Below are 22,333 nucleotides of genomic sequence, written 5' to 3' on the forward strand. Positions count from 1 at the left end.
TTAGGGTTGACGTAAATATACTTTTTTAACTAAAAGCATACAAACTATTCTTCTTCATCCTTGCTTGTAGCAGCATCAGTTTGAGTACCGCTTATAGCTGACTTTAATGCAATCGGTTTTTCCTTAATAAAAGGTCTTTTACCAAATATGCGTTCCAAGTCATCCTTGAAAATCACTTCTTTTTCTAAAAGTAATTCTGCCAGTTCGGTTAATTTATCTTGATTGTCTGTCAAAATTTGAATAGCACGTTGATACTGCTCCTCAATAATTTTTGATATTTCTTTATCAATGATAACAGCTGTTTCCTCACTATAAGGTTTGGTCATAGAATATTCTTGTTGACCACTGCTGTCATAATAGGTGATATTACCTATTTTATCATTAAGACCGTAAATAGTCACCATAGCCTTAGCTTGTTTAGTGACTTTTTCTAAATCACTTAAAGCTCCCGTTGAGATTTTATTGAAAATCACTTTTTCTGCTGCACGACCACCCATAGTTGCACACATCTCGTCAAGCATCTGTTCTGGTCTTACAATTTGTCTTTCTTCAGGTAAATACCATGCTGCTCCTAGAGATTGTCCACGAGGTACAATGGTAACCTTAACTAATGGCGCTGCATGCTCAGTCATCCAGCTTACAGTTGCGTGACCAGCTTCATGATAAGCAATTGTCTTTTTCTCACTAGGTGTGATTAACTTATTCTTCTTTTCAAGTCCACCTACAATACGGTCTACCGCATCTAAAAAGTCTTGTCTGGTTACTGCCTTTTTACCTTTCCTCGCAGCGATAAGTGCTGCCTCGTTACAAACATTGGCAATATCGGCTCCAGAGAATCCAGGTGTTTGTTTTGCAAGAAATGAAGTGTCTAGTTCTTCATCTACTTTCTTAAGCGGTCTTAAGTGAACTTCAAAAATTTGTTCACGTTCTCTTACATCTGGTAGGTCTACATAAATTTGACGATCAAATCTACCTGCTCTCATCAATGCTTTATCAAGTATGTCACCACGGTTGGTTGCAGCAAGCACAATTACATTTGTATTGGTACCAAAACCATCCATTTCTGTCAATAATTGATTAAGTGTATTTTCACGCTCGTCATTTGATCCAGAAAAATTAGATTTACCTCTTGCACGACCTATAGCATCAATCTCATCAATAAAGATAATAGATGGTGATTTTTCTTTAGCTTGTTTAAAGAGATCACGTACTCTACTTGCACCTACACCTACAAACATTTCTACAAAGTCTGATCCACTTAATGAGAAGAAAGGAACCTTTGCTTCACCAGCTACCGCTTTAGCAAGTAATGTTTTACCTGTACCAGGCGATCCTATCAAAAGAGCTCCTTTAGGAATTTTACCACCTAGCGAAGTATATTTTTCTGGATTTTTAAGAAAATCTACGATTTCTTGAACTTCTTCTTTAGCGCCTTCTAATCCTGCAACGTCTTTAAAAGTTGTTTTAATATCAGTTTTTTGGTCAAAAAGCTTTGCTTTTGATTTACCTATATTAAAAATTTGGCCACCAGCGCCACCACCAGCTCCAGCACTCATCCTACGCATGATAAAAATCCAAATCGCAAGAATTATAATAAAGGGTAGGAAGGTGCCTACGTAACTTAAAAATCCTTCCTCTTCTGGATCAAAAGTATATTCGGTATCCAGATTATTCTGTTCTTTTATTTCAGAAAACTTTTCCTCAAACTTTTCTTGTGAACCATAATTTGCAACATATTGTGGTATAGGAATATTTGACCCTACCTCACTACCTCGTTTAGCATCTTTATGCTGGTCTTCCTTTTTTGCTTCGTCAGTAAGAAAAATGTTAGCTTTTCTTCTGTTACCTACAATAACAACCTTTTTTACATCACCGTCTTTTAGGTAAGTATAGAAGTCTTGTATAGATATTTCTTTTGGTGAGTATAATTGGTCAGTAAATAGACTGTATCCAAAAAATAATAATCCCAAAGGAATAATAATCCACCAAATGCTGAATTTTGGTTTACCTGAATTCATTAAAGGTTTGCGTGGATCTTTATTAGGTGCTTTTTTATCAGACATGTTTTTCTTCTTCAATTTTAGTAAGTACTTTCAATAACTGTGATTTTTGCATCACCCCATAATCCTTCTAGGTCGTAATATTCTCTAATAGGTTTCTGAAAAACGTGAACAACTACATCAACATAGTCAATAAGTACCCATTCACCTTGATCTGTACCTTCTACATGCCAGGCTTTTTCTTGCAATTCTTTACTTACTTTCTTCTGAATAGAGTTAACGATAGCGTTAACTTGAGTATTGGAGTTACCGTTGCAAATAATGAAGTAACTAGTTACGGTATTGTCTAAATCCCTTAGGTCCATTATAGTAATGTCATTTCCTTTGACATCTTCTATTCCGGCAATGATTTGGCTTATTAATGTATCTGTAGGTACTGCTGTTTTAGTCATTAAAAACTTTTTGTTAAGTACAAATTTATTTCTTTTTTGTTCTAGAATTGCACTTTATTCATTAAACTACAATTAAATTCTAGATTTGAACATTGTCAAATTATATGCCACTACCTCTACAAATGATGAATTGAGGTCTCGCTTTCGCGAAAGCGAACTCACTCACCTTACTACTGTTGTTGCTTACAAACAGTCGGCAGGCAAAGGGCAGCATGGAGCAAAATGGCACTCTGAGCCTGGTAAAAACCTAACTTTCAGTTTTTTACTTGATAATTCAAAGGTATGTCTTACACCATTTCAAATTAATAAATGGATAACCGTAAGTTTAGTGTCGTGGCTCAAAAACCATCTTGGCATAAAGGCAGAGATTAAATGGCCGAACGACATTCTGGCAGTAAATCATAAACTAGCAGGAATTCTCATTGAAACTGTCTATTCCGGTAGTTCACTTACCCATGCGATCGTTGGTATAGGTCTTAATGTTAACCAGGATGAGTTTCCTGATTCCCTGAAAGCGATCTCACTTAAATTAATAACGGGTAAACAGTTCAACCTAGATGAGTTACTATTCAGCTTTATTCAATATTTGAATGTCTCAAATTATGAAATTAAGGAGTTTATAAATGACTACAGCAGTCACTTATATAAACTGGGTAGGACTCTCAATTTTGAATATCTTGATAAGCCTATTACAGCAACCATTATCGGTGTAACTGAGAACGGTTTGTTGGAGTTAATTACTACTGATAGTCAATACCTCACTGCAGATTTAAAAGAACTTAAATGGTTTTACTAGAATTGTTCCAGTCCTTTGGCTAGTTGCTCCAAAAATTTCTTAATTGGGCCTTTAATCATCATAGCCATCATAGGATTAAAATCTCCTGTAAAAAATAATTGAGCCTCACTACCAGCTTCTTTATCTTCAATATCACAGATTAGACTAAAATCAAACTTATCACTTGCTGATCCTAAAACAACTTTAGAGTAAGGGGTTTGCTCTTTAAGTTGAAGCTTTATTTCTGGCATTCCTTTAAGTCCAAAGAGAAAACTATCATCACCTCTTAATTCAAACTTTGTATCATCGGGCATGAGCTCCTTAAAATTAGCAACGTTTGTTAAAAACGTGTACAATTCTTCTGGATTCTTTTGAGTTGGTACTTTACGGCTTTCTAAATTCATAGCTTAATTATTCCACTGGCTAGGGTTCTCTCTCCAGCTTTTTAGTAATTCTTTTTCTTCATCATTAAACAATCCAGCACTTACTGCCTTTTCAATTAAATGATTATAATCACTTAAGGTGGTAAGTTCTAGATCGTGTTCTTTGAAATTTTCTACAGCAAAAGTAAAGCCATATGAAAAAAGTGCAAGCATTCCTTTGACATTTGCCCCAGATTCTTTTAAAGCTTTTACAGCATTTAAACTGCTTTTACCAGTACTTATAAGGTCTTCAATTACAACCACATTTTGACCAGCCTTTAATTGTCCTTCAATTTGGTTTTTTCTACCATGTTTTTTAGGCTCTGGTCGTACATAGATAAAAGGAACGTCTAGCGCGTGTGCCACTAACATACCGATACCTATGGCACCCGTAGCAACTCCGGCGATCACGTCTGGTGTACCGTACATTTTCTTAACAAGATCTGATAATTGATCTTTTAAATAGTTTCTAACCTCTGGATATGAAAGAGTTATGCGGTTGTCGCAATAAATAGGTGATTTCCATCCACTGGCCCATGTAAAAGGTTCTTGTGGTTGCAATTTTATTGCTTTAATTTGCAATAATAATTCTGCTGTTTTTGCAGCAACATTTTTATCTCTGACCATGGAGCAAATGTATAAAGTTTTTGTCAAAGAAGTGCCTATTTTAGTCACTTCAAACAAAGACAATTTTCCAGATTACACAGTCTTTAAATTAAGAACTGTAAATCTAAAAAAAATCATCAAGCGTATTGAAACAGGTGAGCTTACTAAAGTGTTGTTGTATAGCAAGAATCCCAACAAAATTGTAAAAAGGCTGCATAAAAAACTTCCTGTGGTAGTTGCCGGTGGTGGACTTGTTCTCAATTCACTTAATCAATATTTATTTATTTATCGTAATGACAAATGGGATCTTCCTAAAGGTAAAATTGATAAAGGTGAAACCATTGAAGATTGTGCTATTCGAGAGGTTCAAGAAGAAACTAAAGTGAAAAATTTGAAACTCAATGATTATCTAGGTCGTACTTATCACATTTATTCTTGGAAATCAAAAATAAAGCTCAAGCTTACTCACTGGTACCTTATGCAAACAGACTCAGATAAGAAGCTTAAGCCTCAAAAAAAGGAAGGAATAGAAAAAGCGGTATGGTTAGATAAAGAAATGGCGCAAGTAGCTCTTATGAATTCCTATGCTAATATAAGAGAGCTTTTTCCTGATAACATGTTGGTGACTAAGCGTCACTAACCTTTTATTACCTTCTCAAAATTCATGTAATAGCTTAGTTGATCAACAGGTATTGTAATTAATACCTGATTATTAAGTTCTTTAAAAGTATCTGGTAAGTCAACTTTAAAAGTAGTTTGTAAGAAAACATTTTTATCTTGATCAACTTTGAATGCAACAGGTGCATTTTTAAGTTCTTCATCGGTAAAAGTAAAGGCCGTATTTCTAGCGTAATCTCCATAGGTTGCCTGCATGTCCTTTGGTAATCCTAAAATGAGATTTGCTGTTTCTTGTTGTAAATTAACTTGTAGAATAGTGCGCACATCAGGGAATTTTTTAGCGCTTACCATATCATTAAGTTTAATTTCTTTATAATTAGGTTTTGAAAAAGTGCGCAGTATTCTTCCAAATTCTCCTTCTCTCTTATAAACAATACTGTAAGAAACAAAATCTGTATTTTCAGATACATGATCAATCTTTATCATACTTGTACCGCGATCTTTATTGAGACAAAGATTCATGCTACGCTCATTGGCAAAAATGTCAAAAACTTCTTCCATTGTGGCATCATTTGGATAGGTAGTAGCACTCAAATCCTTGCCAATTAAATTGGAGATAGGTTGGTATAATGATTTAGTTTGAGTTCCCGAAAATTTTGGAATTTCAAATTTATAAACAGCTCCATCACAATCTACTTGATTACTCCATACACCATCTGTATTGTTTTCAATTACTTGACCTCGTTCAAAATCACTGGGTATTGGATCTAGATTTTCTGAATTGTTTTTCTTGTCGGAGTTACAACTTAAGACAATCATACTGATTGTTGCTATTGCTATAATTTTTTTCATAAAATTCTATAAATTGGGTAGGTTAGATGAGCTTTTTCATAATTAGGACTGCGTTTATGTAACCAGGACAATTGCGCAGCTGCATTATTTTTAAAATTTGGATTGGCTTGTTTTAAACTATCAAATTCCATCCTAATACTTGGATTCTGTTCCAATAGTTTTTCTGCGCTAGCGTCAAAAACATAGCTAGAAAAACCTTCCTTTTGTTGAAGTATGGTATCAAAGTAATTCCACTTAAAAAAGCTATCACTTGCTTGTGGTTCAAGAGTTTCAACAAGATATTTAATTCCTGGTTGATTAGTAGGTATGATGATATCGCTTTCGCGAAAGCGTACTTCATATTCTTTACTGCTAACAGTTACATTGCTATGAGGATAATGTCCTTCATAGGCACTGCGAGCGGTATTGTAGTTTTCAATTCGATATTCTTGAGCAAGAATTGTTGAATCCTTTTTTAAAGTAAAGTATTCTATTTGGTTGTGATCTAATTTTTCTATGATATTCCAATAGCCCGAAGGTATTACATAATACGACGGAATTATGATACTATCGGTTCCTTTATAAGTATTGTAATAAGGAACCATTTTTTTAAAAGGTTTGTTTCGGTTATAGGTGAGTTGTTCCAGTCCAGTGACTTTACTAATTATGTATTCACCTTCATAGCCTAAAAACTCTATACTGTCATTTTTAGTTCTATCTAGTTTGTAGGTGAGTGCGTATGAATCTCCTGCTTTTAAAGTAGCAAAAGCATCTTTTCTCAATTTTTTTACCTCAGTAGCTCTTGATTGTGCTATTTCTAGCACTTTTTCCATTAGTATTTTGGTTCCTTCAACTCGGTCTTTATAAGGTTTGAGCATGTGAGTTTCTACCATAAGTCCTACCGTGTTCCATAATGAAGTGTATCCAGTAGAATATCTAGGTTCATCAAGGAATTGAGAAAAACCCTTATCTGGAGTAGTGCCCCAAACGCTCACGTAGGGTGTAATGGGCCAGTTTTCTTCATTTAATTTTTGCTCAAGCTCTGGCCTAAAAGAGTTTTCAATATAGTTGGCAAGGGTAGAGGTTGATCTGTTGTGTTGTGTGATCAAATGAGTAAGAACGTATTGATAGTCTGCACCATTACTCACGTGATTATCAATGAAGAAATCAGGATTTACAGTATGATAGATTTCTTGAAATGTGGCTGCATTTCTTGTATCTGTTTTAATAAAATCTCTGTTTAAATCATAATTACGAGCATTACCTCTAAATCCATAACTTTCAGGTCCATTTTGATTGGTTCTTGAACTCGTATTTCTATTTAAAGAACCACCTACATTATACACTGCTATTACATGCAGTTCAAATGGGTGTTCAATGGGCAATTTTTCGTTAGCTAGATCTCTAAATAGCATCATACTGGCGTCAATTCCATCACTTTCGCCTGGATGAATACCATTATTAACTAGTATTTTTACTGGTTCCTCATTGGATTGAGTGTTTGACTTGAACGAGATAAGGTGTAAGGGTAAACCACTATCTGTTTTTCCATATTCCTTTATAGAAATAGAGGAATAGTGGTTTGCTAATTTTTCGTAATATGAAATAACTTCATGATAGGTAGCAGTTTGATTGCCATTACCTTTTTCAAATGGAGTTTCCCAATCTATTGGATCGTTGTTAGTGGTTTTTTTATTATCACATGATGTAACAACAAAGATGAAAGCAAAATAGATTAACAGGTTTCTCATATTCTTACAGTTGTAGGGACTAGCCCTGTGTAGTCTCCATTATTACGAATTACGTCGCGTACTATCGATGATGAAATATAACTTTTACCAGAAGAGGTAAGTAGGAATACGGTTTCTATTTCGGAAAGCTTGCGATTTGTATGGGCAATTGCTTTTTCAAATTCAAAGTCGGCTGGGTTACGTAATCCTCTAAGAATGAATTGAGCTTGTTGTTGTTTACAAAATTCAATGGTTAGTCCAGAATACGTCATTACCTTTATTTGTGGTTGATCTTTAAAGGCTTCCTCTATAAACCTTTTACGTTCTTCTAAACTGAACATGTATTTTTTATCTGCATTAACACCAATTGCGATTATGATTTCATCAAAAAGGCCTAAACCTCTTTCAATTATATCATAGTGTCCTAGGGTTATCGGGTCAAAACTACCCGGAAAAACGGCTCTTCTCATGGGGCTAATTTAAGGTTTCCTCAATGATATCGGTTAAAAAATCAGTTAAGGATTGATTAGAGGCTTCTACTTGTTTAGGAACTATACTTTCCTCACTCATACCTGGATTGGTATTTATTTCAATGAAATGAGGTGTTCCTTGATGGAATATAAAGTCGGCACGTGCTATACCCTTACAATTAAGTAATTCGTAGATTCTTTTACTTAATTCTTGAACAGCAACTGTCATACGTTCACTAATTCTTGCAGGCGTAATTTCTTGGGATTTTCCTTGATATTTGGCTTCATAATCAAAAAAATCATTTTCACTTACAATTTCAGTAGGTGGTAAAGCGATGATAGTACCATCTTTTTTATACACACCTACAGAAACTTCGATGCCATCTAGAAAGGACTCAATAATAATCTCGTTATCTACCGCAAATGCTACATCAAGTGCAGCTGGTAACTGTTCGATTTGATAAACTTTTGAAACACCATAACTACTTCCACTGCGATTTGCTTTAACAAAACAAGGCAATCCCACTCGATCAACTATTAGATTCACATCGACCTCTTGAGACTGATTTAAATATACACTTTGTGCAGTAGTTATTCCCCATGGTTTCAACACTGCAATGCAGTCCCTTTTATTGAAGGTAATTGCACTTTGGTAACTATCACAAGAGGTTTGCGGCAAGCCTATTAATTCTAAGTATGCTTGTAACAGTCCATCCTCACCAGGAGTACCGTGAATGGTATTGTAGCAACAATCAAATATTACTTTATTGTCATTAATTGTGATTGAAAAATCATTTTTATCAATCTCATGGACCTCACCATCTGTACTGGTGTAGCTCCATGACTGCTCTGATATTACAATTTCATAGACCTGGTAAAGATCTTTGTTTAAATATTTGGAAATTACCTTTCCACTCTTCATCGAGATGTCTTTCTCACTGGAATAGCCACCCATGAGTACGGCAATGTTTTTCATAGTTCTGTTTTCGCCCTGAGCGTAAACAACAAAGTTAAAAAAGATGTCGTTTAAATAAGGGAATCGATTATGTATCTTTGGTGCATAATACTACTTAATTTTTCAAGTATGAATTTTTTCAGGTTTATGTTTACTAAAACCTTCTGGATACAAGTTGTTCTGGCAGTTGTTCTTGTTTTTGTTTTATGTCTAGGATATTTATATTGGCTAGATTGGTATACAAATCATGATCAACGTATTGAGGTGCCTAGCCTTGAAAAACTAACCTTGAGTCAGGCAAATACAGAGTTAGAAGAATTGGATTTAAGAAGTAAGGTTATAGATAGCTCTGGTTTCAATCCAGAGTTTCCTCCTACAACAATCATTGAGCAAAATCCTAAAGCAGGAAAATTTGTTAAGGAAAATAGACAGATTTATCTCAAAGTGAATCCTAGTGGATACGGTATGGTTACGGTTCCTAATGTAATTTACAAGACTAAAAGACAAGCTATACCTACTTTACAAAGTTTAGGATTTGAAATTGGTGAAATTACTTATAAACCTAACTATGCAGAGGACACTGTGCTTGAAATGAGATATAAAGGTGAGGTCCTAGAATCTGGAACGCAATTACGTAAAACAAGTGTTATTGATCTAGTGCTGGCTGATGGAAAACGACCAGTCACCACACCTGAAGATTCTAAATAAGTACTATGACACAGGAATCTTCCCAAAATTTACATGAACATCATTCATTTACCGCAAACCCAGGGCAAGAACCCTTGCGAGTAGATAAATTCTTAATGAATCGTATTGAAAACGCTACTCGTAGTAAAATTCAACAATACATTAAAGAAGGTGGCGTATTTGTAAATGATCAAGTAGTAAAAGCTAACTATAAGGTAAAATCAGGTGATACTGTACGGGTGTTAATGCAGCATCCTACCTATGAACAATTACTGGTTGCTGAAGATATCGATCTCGATATAATTCATGAAGACGATGATGTCGTAGTGGTGAATAAACCAGCAGGAATGGTTGTGCATCCAGGACATGGTAATTACTCTGGTACCTTAATAAATGCTTTGATTTATCATTTTGAAAACTTACCTAATAATTCTAGTGATCGTCCTGGCCTGGTTCATAGAATAGATAAGGATACTAGCGGATTGCTAGTAATTGCCAAAACGGAACATGCCATGGCTCATCTATCTGCTCAATTTGCAAATAAAACGAGTGAGCGAGAATACATTGCAATCACATGGGGCAGTTTTGAAGAAACAAGTGGAACAGTTGAAGGTAATATAGGTAGACATCCCAAGAATAGGTTGCAGAATACAGTTTGGTCTGGAGAAGAATCCTATAAAGGTAAACCTGCCGTTACCCATTATAAAGTGATCGAGGATTTAGGATATGTAAGTGTTATAAGTTGCCGGTTAGAAACAGGACGTACCCATCAAATTCGCGTGCACATGAAACATATCGGGCACACCTTATTCAATGATGAACGCTACGGTGGTGATAAAATACTCAAGGGTACAAGTTTTACAAAATACAAACAGTTTGTAGATAATTGCTTTAAGGTCCTGCCTAGACAGGCCTTACATGCGCGCACTTTAGGATTTGAGCACCCAACAACGGGTCAGTGGCTTAGTTTTTCATGTCCGGTACCAGACGATATGCAAGCTTGTATTGAAAAATGGCGAGTATATGCTACACATGCTAGTAATGATTGATTAATAGGTTTAAGTTTCGCTTTCGCGAAAGCGTAGTTACAAAATACTATGTGGTTTTTCAGTATCAAAATTTCTTATTAAATCATCGATAGATTTAGGCACGGTATCCTATAATTGAGAAGAAGGATATTTATTTTTGAATCATTAAAATATTGATATGAAAATTCTATTGTCTCCTGCAAAGTCTCTAAATTATGAAACAAAACCGGTTGTAACTGAGTTTACTACACCCTTGTTTAAAGATCAGGCTGTACAACTGAATAAAGGTTTAAAAAAACTATCAAGGAAAAAGCTGAGTGAGTTGATGAGTATTTCTGATAAACTTGCCGATTTAAACTACGATCGCAATCAAGAGTTTGCAATAGATTTTAATCAAGAAAACTCAAAGCAGGCTATCTATGCTTTTGATGGAGATGTTTATACTGGCCTAGATGCCTATACACTATCAGAAAGTCAAATAAAAAAAGCCCAAAAATCGATTAGAATTTTATCTGGATTGTACGGTTACCTTAGGCCTTTAGATCTTATGCAGCCTTATCGATTAGAAATGGGCACCAAATGGTGTATAGGTGGTAACGACAATCTTTATCAATATTGGAAGGATGTTGTAACGCCAGCGCTTAATGAGGAAATGACCGAGGATGAATTAGTAGTAAACCTCGCAAGTAATGAGTATTTCAAGGTTATTAATAAAAAAGCCCTTACTGGTAAATTGATTTCACCTGTATTCAAGGATTATAAAAATGGTAAGTTTAAAGTAATCTCCTTTTTTGCAAAAAAAGCTCGAGGTGCTATGGCTAGACATTTAATTACTACTGAACATAGGGGTGAAGAGGCTATTCTTTCTTTTACTACAGATGGTTATTCATTTTCGGCAGAAGAAACTAAAAAAGAAAATGAACCTGTATTTGTAAGGTAATTTTTATATTGCTGCATGCAAGATGAAAAAGAGCATTTTTCAATTAAGGATTGGTCACTAGATGATCGTCCTCGTGAGAAACTTCTTAAAAGCGGCAGTTCATCACTTTCAATAGCAGAATTAATTGCCATTTTGATAGGTAGTGGTACTCGTAAAATGAGCGCTGTGGAATTAAGCCGTATCATGGTGAATGATTCGGGTAATTCGCTAGATACCTTAGGAAAGAAATCAATCAAAGAATTAATTAAGTATAAGGGTATAGGAGAAGCCAAAGCGATAACCATTGCTGCGGCAATGGAATTAGGAAGACGTCGTGCCATGGAAATGCCAGTGACTAAACCAAAAATAACCTCTAGTCTAGATGCTTTTAAAATTTTACAACCTAGATTGGGTGAGTTGCCTCATGAAGAATTTTGGGTATTGTATCTTAATAATAGTAATCAAGTGATTGAATCTTCTCAAATAAGTATAGGTGGTATAACTGGGACGATGGTTGATACTAGGATTGTCTATAAAAAAGCTATAGAAAGTGGTTGTGTGGCTATGATTTTGGCGCACAATCATCCTAGTGGTAAATTACAGCCTAGCCAGCAGGACAAAAACATAACGACCAAACTTATTGAAGCTGGTAAAGTTTTAGATATTAAGGTTTTTGATCATTTAATTATTACTCAAAGCGCTTATTATAGCTTTGCAGATGAAGGGATTCTATGATCTTGATTTATTGTTCAAATATCACAAGTAGGAAAGAATACGTTTTTCGGCACGTGTTTAAAAGAATTCTAGAGGTAGAATATAAATTCACGACAGAGCTTAATGAATTTGTAGGATATTCTGGACCTAAATTTAGCTATACTCAAAAGACCATAGGTCAGGAAATGAGTATCTATGCCGAAGGCTTGTTGGATGAAGTAGGTATTGATCTACATGAGGTTGAAATAAGTTATTGGGATGAGTTACCAGTTTTTTTTCAATCACTAGATCATGAGTCGATAGTACCCTTTGATTTATTTAGTGCAGTATTTTATTTACTTTCTCGTTATGAAGAATATCTACCACAGATGAAGGATGAGTTGGGTAGATTTAAAGCACAAGACTCTGTTGCTTATCAAAACGATTTTTTAAAACTACCTATAATTGAATTATGGGTATTTAAATTTAAAACTGTTCTCGAAGCAAAATTTGATTTTACTATTGATTTGGCTAATGAATATAAGCAAGTAACAGTAATTGATACTCCTATTTACTTTAAATACCGCAGCCGTAGTTGGATTACAAAATGGGAGATGTTTATTTCATATGTTAAAAAGTTCAGTATCTACAAGCTCATATTGTTCTTTTCAGTGCTACTTAGATTTAAAAAGGACCCCTTTGATAATCTAGATGATTTATTAAAAATTTTTACGTCGACTAATCAAACTGAAAGTAAGTCGTTGTTTTTATTCAATCTAGGTAATATTACTCGTGATAATCCTGGAGTATCTTATAGAAACCATACTTATAAAATAGCGATAAAACATGCTGCAGATTATTGTGATATAGGTGTTCTCGCGAGAATTAATTCTAGCGAAGAACAGGCAATTTTACAAGCTACAAGGTTTGAAAAAAACACCCATCGTATCCTAAAATTCGTAAGGGTAAACAAGAGTAAATTGGAAGTGCCTCATTTTTATAGAAATATTTCTGGCTTAGGTAAGGTAAATGATTATAGTATGTGCTTTGAAAACGTTGTAGGTTTTAGAGCAGGTACATCATTACCCTTTTATTTTTATGATCTGGATTATGAAATTCAAACGCCAGTCCTTGTTCATCCAGTTGCTATTCATTATTCGTCATTAGTAAATAAAATGTTAGCTAGTCAACGAATAGCACTCAAACAAATAGTTCATCAAATTAAAGATGTACATGGTCACTTAAATATTGTTATGAATTATGATCATTTCGACAAAGAATTAGGCAATCACAGTTATACATTTTTAAAAGATATCAATGGTATTTAAAGGTAAAAAGCACATTTTCTTTGATTTAGATCACACCTTATGGGATTTTGATTTAAATAGCAAACTAGCCTATCAACAAATATTTCAAGAAGAGAAAATTTCATTAGATCTTGATGTATTCATAAAGGTTTATGAACCGTTGAATCTTGAGTTTTGGCGAAAATTCAGAGAAAACCTAATTACTAAGGAAGAACTCAGATTTCAACGTCTTAAAACCGCTTTTGATGCTTGTAATTACCCGACGACTACCGAACAAATTAACAAATTTGCTGATATGTACATCGCTTATTTACCTAATAACAATCATTTGTTTGCTGGATGTATTCAGTTATTAGATCAGTTGAAACCCAAGTTTAAATTACATTTAATTACAAATGGGTTCTTTGACGTACAGCATAATAAGATCAATAAATCCGGTTTGTCTAAATACTTTGATGTAATCTTAACAGCCGATGAAGCTGGAGTTAAAAAACCTGATCCCAAAATATTTGAAATAGCTCTTCAAAAATCAGGTGCTCGCGTTGAAGAAAGTGTAATGATAGGGGACAGCTTACTTGCCGATATAGAAGGAGCTCAAAATATAGGGATGGATAGTATTTGGTTTAAAACAACAAATGAGCAAACCGCGCACGATCAGCCCTATGTAGAGAGTTTATTAGATATATTCACTTATTTATCGGAATAAGGATAGTGATCCTTCCATCTTCTTTTTAAAAAGTCTCTTTGAGCTTGTTCTCTTGAATTGTTACCGGGTTCATAAAGTTTGGTAGCGCTTATTTCTTTTGGTAAAAAATCGTAAAATGCAAAATTACCAGGATAATCATGGGCATATTTATAATCGTCTCCATATCCTAAATCTTTCATCAACGTTGTTGGAGCGTTACGTAATCCTAAGGGTACAGGTAAATCACCAGTCTCTCGTACCAACTTTTGTGCATTACCTATTGCCAGGTAACTAGCATTACTTTTTAACGACGTTGCGAGATAGATTGCACATTGACTTAGTATAATTCTAGACTCTGGCATTCCTACAGTACTTACCGCTTGAAAAGTATTATTAGCCATGATTAAGGCAGTAGGATTTGCATTTCCTATATCTTCACTAGCAAGTATGATAAGTCGTCTAGCAATAAACTTAACGTCTTCTCCGCCTTCTATCATTCTGGCTAGCCAGTAGACTGCGGCATTAGGATCTGATCCTCTTATCGATTTTATAAACGCACTTATAATATCATAATGCTGCTCACCTGTTTTATCGTATCGTGCAGGATTTGACTTAACCTGCTCAAGAACCATTTCATTGGTAACCTTAATTACACCTTCGGGTTGGGATAGGACAACTAATTCAAATGTATTTAATAATTTTCTTGCATCACCACCGCTTATCCTTAACAGTGCGTCACTTTCTATCAATTCAATGGATAAGTTTTTTAAAATGTCATCTTTTTGTATAGCGTGATGGAGTAGTTGGTGTAATTCCGCTTTCGCGAAAGCGTTCAAAACGTAAACCTGACATCTAGATAACAAGGCAGGTATAACCTCAAAGCTTGGATTTTCGGTCGTCGCACCTATAAGGGTTACCCATCCCTTTTCCACTGCACCGAGAAGTGAATCTTGTTGTGATTTACTGAAACGATGAATTTCATCAATGAACAAGATGGGATTCTTTTGTGTAAACAGTCCTCCTGATGTTTTGGCTTTATTAATTACTTCTCTTATATCTTTTACACCACTATTTATCGCACTTAGAGTGAAAAAAGGTCGCTTGCTTTCTTGAGCAATAATTTGAGCAAGTGTGGTTTTACCTGTTCCAGGTGGACCCCAAAAAATCAAAGATGGTACTGTTCCGTTTTTAATATGACGGGTAAGACTTCCATGCTCGCCTACGAGATGATTTTGACTTATGTAATCATCTAGATTTTGTGGTCTTAGGCGTTCAGCTAGTGGCGTATTTATTGACATAAGTTATATTGACATGACAGCCCTTTGTGGCTTAAACATTGATATTTTGTAAGTATGCAAGATAAGGAGTATTTTAAGTTTGATGGTATCACCTTCCTTCCTGCCGTACTTTTTGTTCTATTGATATGGTTAGTTTATTATATAGAAGTAACTTTTCATATCCGATTTAACAAAATGGGTATTTATCCCAAAAGTATAGCTGGTTTAAAGGGGATCTTTACAAGCCCTTTTATTCACGGTAGTTTACAACATTTGTGGAGTAATACAGTGCCTTCCTTCATACTTCTTGTTTTACTCAATTATTTCTATAGGAAACAGTTTTGGTTTGTTTTTATCATAGGCTTGTTAAGTACAGGAATATTAACCTGGTTAATTGCAAGCAATGGTTATCATATTGGTGCAAGTGGTATTATTTATCTGCTAGTAAGTTTTCTGTTTTTTAAAGGGCTATTAGTTAAACACTATCGATTGGTTTCCTTAAGTTTTTTAATTGCCTTTTTTTATGGGAGTTTAATATGGTATATGCTACCTATTAAGGAAGGAATGTCATGGGAAGGACATCTTAGTGGTTTCATAACCGGACTAGTCATTGCTTTATTTACAAAAAACAAGATGCCGGAAAAAAGAAAGTTCCAATGGGAACTTAGAAATTATGATAGTTCAAAGGATCCTTTTATGCAGCAGTTTGATGATGAAGGTAATTTTTTTGAAATTCCTTCTGAGGAAGAGGAGTGACGACTATGACATTTTTTGCCTAGTTATTTCATAAAGTATAGCACCACAAGCTACTGAAACATTAAGGGATGCGATATCTCCTAACATCGGTAATTTTAATTTGTAGTCTAGCATTTTTATGACCGATGGCTGTATACCTCGCTCTTCACTTCCCATAACTACCGCAATTGGTATATTGAGATTTTCATTGTAGAGTACTTGATCAACTTTTTCTGTAGCTCCTGCCAGTTGAATACCGTAGGACTGGAACATAAACAACGCATCTTTCACGTGATTTACTTTACAGATAGGAATATTAAATAAGGCACCTGCGCTTGTCTTTATTGCATCTGCATTAATACTCGCACTACCTTTTGTAGGTATAATTATAGCAGCAATTCCTGTACATTCTGCAGTACGTGCAATAGCACCAAAGTTACGTACATCTGTAATCCCGTCTAAAACCAAGAACGTTGGATTTGTATCTAAGTCAGTTTTTTCTAATATTTCTTCTAAGTTGGAATAGGAGATAGCTGCTATTCTGGCAACTGCTCCTTGATGATTTCCTTTTGCAAGGTGGTCCAATTTCTCAATGGGTACATAGCTAGTTGAAATATTTTTAGTCCCGGCAACTTTTTTGAGCTGTTGAGCTAGAACGCCATCACCACCTTTTAAAAGGTATATTTTATCAATTTCTTTTCCTGATTCAATAGCTTCAATGATAGCTCTAATACCATATATAAAAGATGTCTTACTCATGCTGCAAAAATAGTTTTATTATTAAGATTTGACTAATAAAAAAATCCCGTCCTTAAGGACGGGATTTTTATTTTTCAATATAGTATTACTTATTGATTTACACAGAAAGCAACTCTCTGTTCACCTCCAAAATTAAAACCTCCACCTTCAGCAAAAGTTAATATTGAACATGTAATAACAAATCCATCGCTATTAGCTGAATCTTGACCGTCACCAAAAGAATCTGTAATAACAGCTTCATAACAACCATCTTCCAAGCGAATGTCTTCTATAATTGTAGTTATGTTGTTGTCTCTTAATTCAGCAGCATTATTTGTGCTGATATCATATACAACTCTACCATTAGAAGTATCGATAATAGTAAATCCTGTTTCTGATCCCCATTGATCTAAACCAAATGTTAGTGTTGCATCATTACATATAACTTCTTTAAAGTAATCAATTTCAAGAACAGTTCCGAAAACATCTGTGTTATCGCTTACCGCTTTGATTGAGAAGGTATCTGTCTCACCATCATCTAAGGTAATAGCGTTAAAATCGAAGTTTACAGTTGCAGTTCCTTCATAAGCATTCGCAGGTATCGTAATAGAACCTAATGATACTCCACCACCTGTTGGTTCTTCAATAAACTCAAGCCCAAATGTTCTTGCTTCATCAGAAGTAGTAGTTATAACAACTGGGAATGTTTCAGATGATCCACCTTGAGGTACTGAGACTTGAGCTGAAGTTTGATTTAAACCTACAGCTGTTCCTGAATATACAGCTTGTTCTGAATCACAGCTTACAAATAATGCTGTAGCACAAACTGTTAAAGCTAAAATTATTTTCTTCATTTTAATAAAATTTTAAATATTAATAACCAGGATTTTGTTCTTCTCTTAAAGCTGGATTTGCATTAAATTCACTAAACGGTATTGGATAAGTAAATCTAAAATCAGTTACTGGAATAGTACATGCTCCAAATGGATCACAATCCTGACTAGCTCTATCTACTGTTCGATTACCTTTAGCTCCTAATCTTCTAAGATCCAAATATCTTGATCCCTCAAAAGCGAACTCTAATCTTCTTTCATCTATAATTCCTCCCCATGCTTCAGCAGCATTTCCGTAAGTTACTGTTTGTGCAGAACCAAATCTAGCAGTTCTTACTTGTCCTACAAAACCTGCAGCGCCAGCTGGATCATTAGCATCTGCTCTAGCTTCTGCTAAAATCAAAGCCATCTCAGATGATCTTAATATTTTATGGTCATTCATTAATGGTTGACCTTCTGATCCTCTATATTTATTAACTGTATAAACAACACGTCCAGCAGCATTAGGTGTAGGGAATTCTACAGCATTTACACTTCTACGAATATCGCTAGGGTCAAACGCATTCCATAAATTTGTAGCTACCTCATAATAAGGAGATCCAGAAAGATCAGGACCAGTAAATGCAAATTTAGCTCCTGCCCAACCTCCGTTGGCGCTAGTTCCAGTTTGACCTTGTCCATCATAACTATCATTAACTGTACGTTCTAGTTTCATGATAACTTCATCATTACTAGTATCAGCAAACACATTTGTATAGCTTGCTTGACTTGCTAAAGGATAACTGTTCAATAGTGATTGAGCTAATGGAGTAGCAGTTCCATAATCTTCTCTGTAAGCAGCCGCTCTTGCTTTTAATGCTCTTGCAGCATCTTTACTAAAATAGATTGAGCCAGAAGTACTAGATATTAATGAAATTGCTTGATCTAAGTCATCATAAATAAGTTGAAAAGTCTCACCTGTAGTGTTTCTAGTCGCTTGGTAATCTGTTGATGTAACAAAATCAACAACTGGTACACCTAGAGAGCTGTCATCAGACATATCAACGATTAAATAACTTGCTAGTTTTAAATGATGCCAAGCTCTAATAGCGTAAGCTTGTCCTAAAATATCATCTCTTAGTGCTTCTTGACCAGTTGCATCAACAACACCAGCAGCTTCAATAACTAAGTTAGCTCTACGAATTCCAGAGTAACTTCCAAGCCACAAATTGTTAGGACCTGCACTACCATTATTTAAGTTGAAACGATATAAAGATTGTCCTTGACCACCATTGTCAAATCCTATTCTTATTTCATCCGTAAAAACTGCACTATGATGAATGTCTAATGCAACGTCCATAGAGTTATAAGCTGAATTTAGTGCATCGGACATGTCTGATACTGACTGAATTGCAGCAGATGCATCTAAAACACCTGGTTGTCTGATATCTGTTGCATCTTCACAGCTGAAAATAAACGCTGCTACTACAACACTTAATATTAATTTAATTTTTTTCATTGCTTCTATTTATAAATTAAAATCCTAATTCGATTCCTACTGACATTTGAACAGGAGTAGGGTATTGTCTTGAAACATTCGTTGGTGTCATTGGATCAAAACCTCTCCACTCGCTCAATGTAAATAAGTTTTCTGCATTAACAAATACATTTAAATTCGAAATACCTACTTTTTCAAGAACTGCTGGATCAAAATTATATCCTAATTGTACAAATCTTAAATTAAGATAATCTGCAGATCTTAAGTAACGATCACTTGCGAAAGTATTGATGTTAGTAGCATCCAGTGACGGCATATCTGTAATTCTATTATCAGGAGTCCATGATCTAAGAATGTCACGTGTTAAATTAAATTGACCGATGTTAGTTGGATCTTGAAAACCTGCTAAGTCATTATCGAATCTGTCTACTCCTGTTGCAAAGTTCCACTGAGTTTGAACATAAAAACGCTTGTAATCTGCATTCAATGTGAAACTTCCTTGGAATTCTGGCACAAGGTTTTTGTTTAACCACACTCTATCCGTATCAGGATTTGGAGTTTCTGTTAAATCTCCGTTTGCATCTAGGAATAATACATTTCCGTTTGCTGGGTTAACTCCGGCATATCGAATTGTGAAATATTCAAATAGTCTACCGCCTTCTCTTCCTTGTCCAATAACAAAACCTTCTTCTGGTAATAAGTCTCTAATTACACTGTCGTTTAAATTAGCCACTACACCTGCAGTCAATTTAAAACCATCTTCTTCAGTTGGTCTTATGATGTCATAAGTTAAACTAGCGTCAAAACCACGGTTAGTTAACAAACCAAAGTTTCCAGGCTGACTAAATGAACCAGTTCCTGCTATACCTGAAAGTTGTGTACTTGTAAATAAATCTTCTGTATCTCTGTAGTAGAAGTCGATAGAACCTCTTAATCTAGAAGTAAACATTTCGAAATCTACACCAACATTGTATTCTCTTGTTGTTTCCCAAGAAAGTCCACCAATACCAAAGTTATTAACCGAAACTCCTTGTAATCCAGCATATGATCCTCCAGTTCCGAAAGTATCTCTATATAATCCTAAATCTAAGAAATTAACACTTGGAGAGAATATTCCGAAATTGTTATTTAAACTTACATATTGGTTACCTGCAGTACCGTAAGATGCTCTTAATTTCAGTACATCAATAACTTCACTTTCCTCTAAGAATTTTTCTTTGTGTATGTTCCATCTACCTGCAACAGAATAAAAAGTACCCCACTTATTATCCCCAACAAATCTTGAGGAAGCATCTCTTCTTAATGTTCCTGTGAAACCATATTTTCCATCATAATCATAATCAACTGATCCAAAGTATGAGAATAAACCTGAATTATTTACATCAGCACCAGGTGTAGCTACGTAAAAATCATTTGTTGGTTGATCTTGTACTATACCCGATCCATCACCAAATGCATAAGTTCTTGGGTCAAGACCTTCATTGAAAAATCTAAATCCTCTTAAATGATATTTGTTATATTCTACAAAAACCGAAGCATCAACAGTATGCTTGTCTGCAAAGGTGTGATTATAATTTAATGAAGTATTTTGGTTGAACGCAAATTCACGAACAGTTGACTGTTGGCTAAAACCAGCTACTGGATTTGCAGCTCCTCCAAATAATAGTGCATTGAAAGAATCTGATTGTTCTGCTCTAGTTAATATTTCGTTTTGATAATCAAAACCTGTAATACTTCTTAGGGTAAAATCATCAGTAAGCTTATAGCTTAGGTTCATACTACCTACTAACTTGATTTCTTCTTCCTTTCTTCTGTAGGTATTAAGTCTGTCTAATAGGAAAAGAGGTGTATTAGCAAAAAGTAACGGACTTAATAAGTCTGCACCTGTAGTATAATCGTCTGGTGAAATCCATGGCACTGATTGATACGCACCAAGTACATAGTTTCTATTGATACCTGTTCCACCAATTTGATTTGGTTCATTTGATTCAGAGTAATTTGCGGTTAAGTTTAACGCATAATTAAACTTATCATTATCTGTTTTTCCACTTACGTTAGTTCTAAAATTAAATCTTTTAAGATCTGAATCTTTAAGAATACCTTCTTGGTCGTAAAACCCTAAGCTTGTAAACTGTCGGCTATTTTTACCTCCAGAAGATAATGACACATTATTGTTCAAAGTAGAACCTACTCTAAAGAATACATCTCTCCAATTAGTATTAGGGGCTGCAGCGATTTCAGCGTCTGTTAGTGGAACACCGGTTCCTTGATATACACCACCACCAAAACCAGCTCCTCTTTCTCTTTCCAAGGTAAGAAGTTCCTGAGAGTTTAGTAAGTCATAATCGTTATCTTGTAAGCGATTGAATGTAGAAATTGAATTTACTCTAATTTCTAGATCTTGTCCGTATGCACCTGTTTTAGTCTCAATTACAATTACACCATTCGCACCACGGTTTCCATAAATAGCAGTTGCCGCTACATCTCTTAAAGTAGATATACTTTTGATATCCTGTGGGTTTAAACTTCTAAAGTTGTCTTCATCTACGAAAGCACCATCGATAACAAATAAAGGCTCGTTGTTACCGTTTATAGAACCTATACCACGAAGATTAATAGTTGAATCACCACCAGGCTGCCCGGTATTTGCCCTAATGTCCAAACCAGGAACCTGTCCTGCTAAGGTTTGAAGTACATTCGCATTAGGACGATTTTCTATTGTTTTATTTGTTACAATAGATGAAGCAACATTAGATTTTTCTTGAGTTGTAGTTCTATACCCTACAACCACAACTTCGTCAAGTGATGCTGCTAATGTAACGTTTATTACGGTTTTGTTACCAACAAGCTCTTCTTTAGAGTCGTATCCTACGTAACTAAATACTAGAATATCCTCTGGATTTGCTTGAATCGAATAATTTCCGTCAAAATCGGTGGAGGCAAACGTAGTTCCTCCTTTTACGGACACAGTTGCACCTCCAATCGGTCCGTCCGCATCAGTTACTGTTCCAGTAACAGTCTGCTGCGCAAAAGCTACTTGCGCAACTAACGCTAGTAATAGCGTCAAAATTCCTTTAAATTTTGTTTTCATGTTT

The 22,333-nt window shown here is 35.0% G+C and carries 22 protein-coding genes; 9 read left to right on the forward strand and 13 right to left on the reverse strand.

Annotated features, from left to right (window positions below; all coding sequences use genetic code 11):
- Nucleotides 1-44: 44 nt before the first annotated feature.
- Nucleotides 45-2,063 carry an ATP-dependent zinc metalloprotease FtsH gene (ftsH, locus tag BST91_RS01665; protein WP_060523023.1) on the reverse strand — a complete coding sequence of 673 codons (2,019 nt, stop codon included), beginning with the start codon at nucleotides 2,061-2,063 and terminating at the stop codon, nucleotides 45-47.
- A gap of 17 nt (nucleotides 2,064-2,080) precedes the next feature.
- Nucleotides 2,081-2,452 (reverse strand): ribosome silencing factor, encoded by a 372-nt coding sequence (gene rsfS, locus BST91_RS01670; protein ID WP_042278853.1) that lies wholly within the window; start codon nucleotides 2,450-2,452, stop codon nucleotides 2,081-2,083.
- A gap of 85 nt (nucleotides 2,453-2,537) precedes the next feature.
- Between rsfS and BST91_RS01675 the strand changes: the two genes are divergently transcribed.
- A complete protein-coding gene (locus BST91_RS01675; protein WP_085774261.1) occupies nucleotides 2,538-3,248 on the forward strand; it encodes a biotin--[acetyl-CoA-carboxylase] ligase in 711 nt (236 codons plus the stop codon).
- Here the strand turns inward: BST91_RS01675 and BST91_RS01680 are convergent.
- Together BST91_RS01680 and pyrE are read right to left on the reverse strand one after the other, a co-directional pair.
- Nucleotides 3,245-3,631, reverse strand: a complete 387-nt coding sequence (locus BST91_RS01680; RefSeq protein WP_085774262.1) for an SRPBCC family protein — start codon at nucleotides 3,629-3,631, stop codon at nucleotides 3,245-3,247. The two genes, BST91_RS01675 and BST91_RS01680, sit on opposite strands and share 4 nt — an antisense overlap.
- A 3-nt stretch (nucleotides 3,632-3,634) precedes the next feature.
- Complete coding sequence (gene pyrE, locus BST91_RS01685) at nucleotides 3,635-4,276, reverse strand: orotate phosphoribosyltransferase (RefSeq protein WP_042278856.1); 642 nt, start codon at nucleotides 4,274-4,276, stop codon at nucleotides 3,635-3,637.
- Here pyrE and BST91_RS01690 point away from each other — a divergent pair.
- On the forward strand, nucleotides 4,275-4,895 hold the full coding sequence (locus BST91_RS01690) for an NUDIX hydrolase (protein ID WP_082586894.1): 621 nt from the start codon (nucleotides 4,275-4,277) through the stop codon (nucleotides 4,893-4,895). The genes pyrE and BST91_RS01690 overlap by 2 nt on opposite strands.
- Here the strand turns inward: BST91_RS01690 and BST91_RS01695 are convergent.
- From BST91_RS01695 to BST91_RS01710, 4 genes are read right to left on the reverse strand one after another with little or no spacing between them, the layout of a single operon-like run.
- Nucleotides 4,892-5,725 carry a hypothetical protein gene (locus BST91_RS01695; RefSeq protein ID WP_085774263.1) on the reverse strand — a complete coding sequence of 278 codons (834 nt, stop codon included), beginning with the start codon at nucleotides 5,723-5,725 and terminating at the stop codon, nucleotides 4,892-4,894. The two genes, BST91_RS01690 and BST91_RS01695, sit on opposite strands and share 4 nt — an antisense overlap.
- Nucleotides 5,722-7,455 carry a M14 family metallopeptidase gene (locus tag BST91_RS01700; protein WP_085774264.1) on the reverse strand — a complete coding sequence of 578 codons (1,734 nt, stop codon included), beginning with the start codon at nucleotides 7,453-7,455 and terminating at the stop codon, nucleotides 5,722-5,724. The genes BST91_RS01695 and BST91_RS01700 overlap by 4 nt, the downstream gene beginning before the upstream one ends.
- Nucleotides 7,452-7,904 (reverse strand): pantetheine-phosphate adenylyltransferase, encoded by a 453-nt coding sequence (gene coaD, locus BST91_RS01705; RefSeq protein WP_042278861.1) that lies wholly within the window; start codon nucleotides 7,902-7,904, stop codon nucleotides 7,452-7,454. Before coaD ends, BST91_RS01700 begins: the two co-directional genes overlap by 4 nt.
- A 4-nt stretch (nucleotides 7,905-7,908) precedes the next feature.
- Complete coding sequence (locus BST91_RS01710; RefSeq protein WP_085774265.1) at nucleotides 7,909-8,880, reverse strand: D-alanine--D-alanine ligase; 972 nt, start codon at nucleotides 8,878-8,880, stop codon at nucleotides 7,909-7,911.
- A gap of 126 nt (nucleotides 8,881-9,006) precedes the next feature.
- Here BST91_RS01710 and BST91_RS01715 point away from each other — a divergent pair, with 126 nt between their 5' ends.
- The 6 genes from BST91_RS01715 to BST91_RS01740 all read left to right on the forward strand — a co-directional run bounded on the left by BST91_RS01715 (nucleotide 9,007) and on the right by BST91_RS01740 (nucleotide 14,199).
- Nucleotides 9,007-9,567 carry a PASTA domain-containing protein gene (locus tag BST91_RS01715; RefSeq protein ID WP_244895660.1) on the forward strand — a complete coding sequence of 187 codons (561 nt, stop codon included), beginning with the start codon at nucleotides 9,007-9,009 and terminating at the stop codon, nucleotides 9,565-9,567.
- Nucleotides 9,568-9,572: 5 nt separating this feature from the next.
- A complete protein-coding gene (locus BST91_RS01720; protein ID WP_042278866.1) occupies nucleotides 9,573-10,595 on the forward strand; it encodes an RluA family pseudouridine synthase in 1,023 nt (340 codons plus the stop codon).
- A gap of 157 nt (nucleotides 10,596-10,752) precedes the next feature.
- Nucleotides 10,753-11,514, forward strand: coding sequence for a peroxide stress protein YaaA (gene yaaA / locus BST91_RS01725; RefSeq protein WP_085774267.1), 762 nt, complete (start codon nucleotides 10,753-10,755; stop codon nucleotides 11,512-11,514).
- A gap of 15 nt (nucleotides 11,515-11,529) precedes the next feature.
- The gene (radC, locus tag BST91_RS01730) at nucleotides 11,530-12,228 is read left to right on the forward strand and encodes a RadC family protein (protein ID WP_042278868.1); all 699 of its coding nucleotides are present in this window, start codon (nucleotides 11,530-11,532) and stop codon (nucleotides 12,226-12,228) included.
- 53 nt (nucleotides 12,229-12,281) lie between these two features.
- Nucleotides 12,282-13,514 (forward strand): DUF7033 domain-containing protein, encoded by a 1,233-nt coding sequence (locus tag BST91_RS01735; RefSeq protein ID WP_157546873.1) that lies wholly within the window; start codon nucleotides 12,282-12,284, stop codon nucleotides 13,512-13,514.
- Nucleotides 13,504-14,199, forward strand: coding sequence for a YjjG family noncanonical pyrimidine nucleotidase (locus BST91_RS01740; protein WP_085774269.1), 696 nt, complete (start codon nucleotides 13,504-13,506; stop codon nucleotides 14,197-14,199). The genes BST91_RS01735 and BST91_RS01740 overlap by 11 nt, the downstream gene beginning before the upstream one ends.
- Here the strand turns inward: BST91_RS01740 and BST91_RS01745 are convergent.
- Nucleotides 14,184-15,470 (reverse strand): replication-associated recombination protein A, encoded by a 1,287-nt coding sequence (locus BST91_RS01745; RefSeq protein ID WP_042279087.1) that lies wholly within the window; start codon nucleotides 15,468-15,470, stop codon nucleotides 14,184-14,186. The two genes, BST91_RS01740 and BST91_RS01745, sit on opposite strands and share 16 nt — an antisense overlap.
- Nucleotides 15,471-15,530: 60 nt before the next feature.
- Here BST91_RS01745 and BST91_RS01750 point away from each other — a divergent pair, with 60 nt between their 5' ends.
- Nucleotides 15,531-16,211, forward strand: a complete 681-nt coding sequence (locus tag BST91_RS01750; protein WP_042278874.1) for a rhomboid family intramembrane serine protease — start codon at nucleotides 15,531-15,533, stop codon at nucleotides 16,209-16,211.
- A 3-nt stretch (nucleotides 16,212-16,214) separates the two neighbouring features.
- Here BST91_RS01750 and rlmB read toward each other — a convergent pair whose 3' ends face one another.
- From rlmB to BST91_RS01770, 4 genes are all read right to left on the reverse strand, one after another.
- Nucleotides 16,215-16,949, reverse strand: a complete 735-nt coding sequence (rlmB, locus tag BST91_RS01755; protein ID WP_085774270.1) for a 23S rRNA (guanosine(2251)-2'-O)-methyltransferase RlmB — start codon at nucleotides 16,947-16,949, stop codon at nucleotides 16,215-16,217.
- An 89-nt stretch (nucleotides 16,950-17,038) separates the two neighbouring features.
- On the reverse strand, nucleotides 17,039-17,782 hold the full coding sequence (locus BST91_RS01760) for a hypothetical protein (protein WP_042278876.1): 744 nt from the start codon (nucleotides 17,780-17,782) through the stop codon (nucleotides 17,039-17,041).
- A gap of 19 nt (nucleotides 17,783-17,801) precedes the next feature.
- Nucleotides 17,802-19,259 carry a RagB/SusD family nutrient uptake outer membrane protein gene (locus BST91_RS01765; RefSeq protein ID WP_085774271.1) on the reverse strand — a complete coding sequence of 486 codons (1,458 nt, stop codon included), beginning with the start codon at nucleotides 19,257-19,259 and terminating at the stop codon, nucleotides 17,802-17,804.
- A gap of 16 nt (nucleotides 19,260-19,275) precedes the next feature.
- A complete protein-coding gene (locus BST91_RS01770) occupies nucleotides 19,276-22,329 on the reverse strand; it encodes a SusC/RagA family TonB-linked outer membrane protein (RefSeq protein ID WP_085774272.1) in 3,054 nt (1,017 codons plus the stop codon).
- Between the last annotated feature and the right edge of the window lie 4 nt (nucleotides 22,330-22,333).

The organism is Nonlabens tegetincola (assembly GCF_002117085.1).
Lineage (GTDB): Bacteria > Bacteroidota > Bacteroidia > Flavobacteriales > Flavobacteriaceae > Nonlabens > Nonlabens tegetincola.

Excerpts from the sequence above, each read along its gene's own strand:
- BST91_RS01765 (WP_085774271.1), bottom strand. The coding sequence starts at position 19,259 with ATGAAAAAAATTAAATTAATATTAAGTGTTGTAGTAGCAGCGTTTATT.
- BST91_RS01770 (WP_085774272.1), bottom strand. The coding sequence starts at position 22,329 with ATGAAAACAAAATTTAAAGGAATTTTGACGCTATTACTAGCGTTAGTT.
- rsfS (WP_042278853.1), bottom strand. The coding sequence starts at position 2,452 with ATGACTAAAACAGCAGTACCTACAGATACATTAATAAGCCAAATCATT.
- BST91_RS01740 (WP_085774269.1), top strand. The coding sequence starts at position 13,504 with ATGGTATTTAAAGGTAAAAAGCACATTTTCTTTGATTTAGATCACACC.
- rlmB (WP_085774270.1), bottom strand. The coding sequence starts at position 16,949 with ATGAGTAAGACATCTTTTATATATGGTATTAGAGCTATCATTGAAGCT.
- BST91_RS01760 (WP_042278876.1), bottom strand. The coding sequence starts at position 17,782 with ATGAAGAAAATAATTTTAGCTTTAACAGTTTGTGCTACAGCATTATTT.
- BST91_RS01720 (WP_042278866.1), top strand. The coding sequence starts at position 9,573 with ATGACACAGGAATCTTCCCAAAATTTACATGAACATCATTCATTTACC.
- BST91_RS01680 (WP_085774262.1), bottom strand. The coding sequence starts at position 3,631 with ATGAATTTAGAAAGCCGTAAAGTACCAACTCAAAAGAATCCAGAAGAA.
- BST91_RS01710 (WP_085774265.1), bottom strand. The coding sequence starts at position 8,880 with ATGAAAAACATTGCCGTACTCATGGGTGGCTATTCCAGTGAGAAAGAC.
- BST91_RS01700 (WP_085774264.1), bottom strand. The coding sequence starts at position 7,455 with ATGAGAAACCTGTTAATCTATTTTGCTTTCATCTTTGTTGTTACATCA.
- ftsH (WP_060523023.1), bottom strand. The coding sequence starts at position 2,063 with ATGTCTGATAAAAAAGCACCTAATAAAGATCCACGCAAACCTTTAATG.
- BST91_RS01695 (WP_085774263.1), bottom strand. The coding sequence starts at position 5,725 with ATGAAAAAAATTATAGCAATAGCAACAATCAGTATGATTGTCTTAAGT.
- pyrE (WP_042278856.1), bottom strand. The coding sequence starts at position 4,276 with ATGGTCAGAGATAAAAATGTTGCTGCAAAAACAGCAGAATTATTATTG.
- coaD (WP_042278861.1), bottom strand. The coding sequence starts at position 7,904 with ATGAGAAGAGCCGTTTTTCCGGGTAGTTTTGACCCGATAACCCTAGGA.
- BST91_RS01715 (WP_244895660.1), top strand. The coding sequence starts at position 9,007 with ATGTTTACTAAAACCTTCTGGATACAAGTTGTTCTGGCAGTTGTTCTT.
- yaaA (WP_085774267.1), top strand. The coding sequence starts at position 10,753 with ATGAAAATTCTATTGTCTCCTGCAAAGTCTCTAAATTATGAAACAAAA.
- BST91_RS01750 (WP_042278874.1), top strand. The coding sequence starts at position 15,531 with ATGCAAGATAAGGAGTATTTTAAGTTTGATGGTATCACCTTCCTTCCT.
- radC (WP_042278868.1), top strand. The coding sequence starts at position 11,530 with ATGCAAGATGAAAAAGAGCATTTTTCAATTAAGGATTGGTCACTAGAT.
- BST91_RS01690 (WP_082586894.1), top strand. The coding sequence starts at position 4,275 with ATGGAGCAAATGTATAAAGTTTTTGTCAAAGAAGTGCCTATTTTAGTC.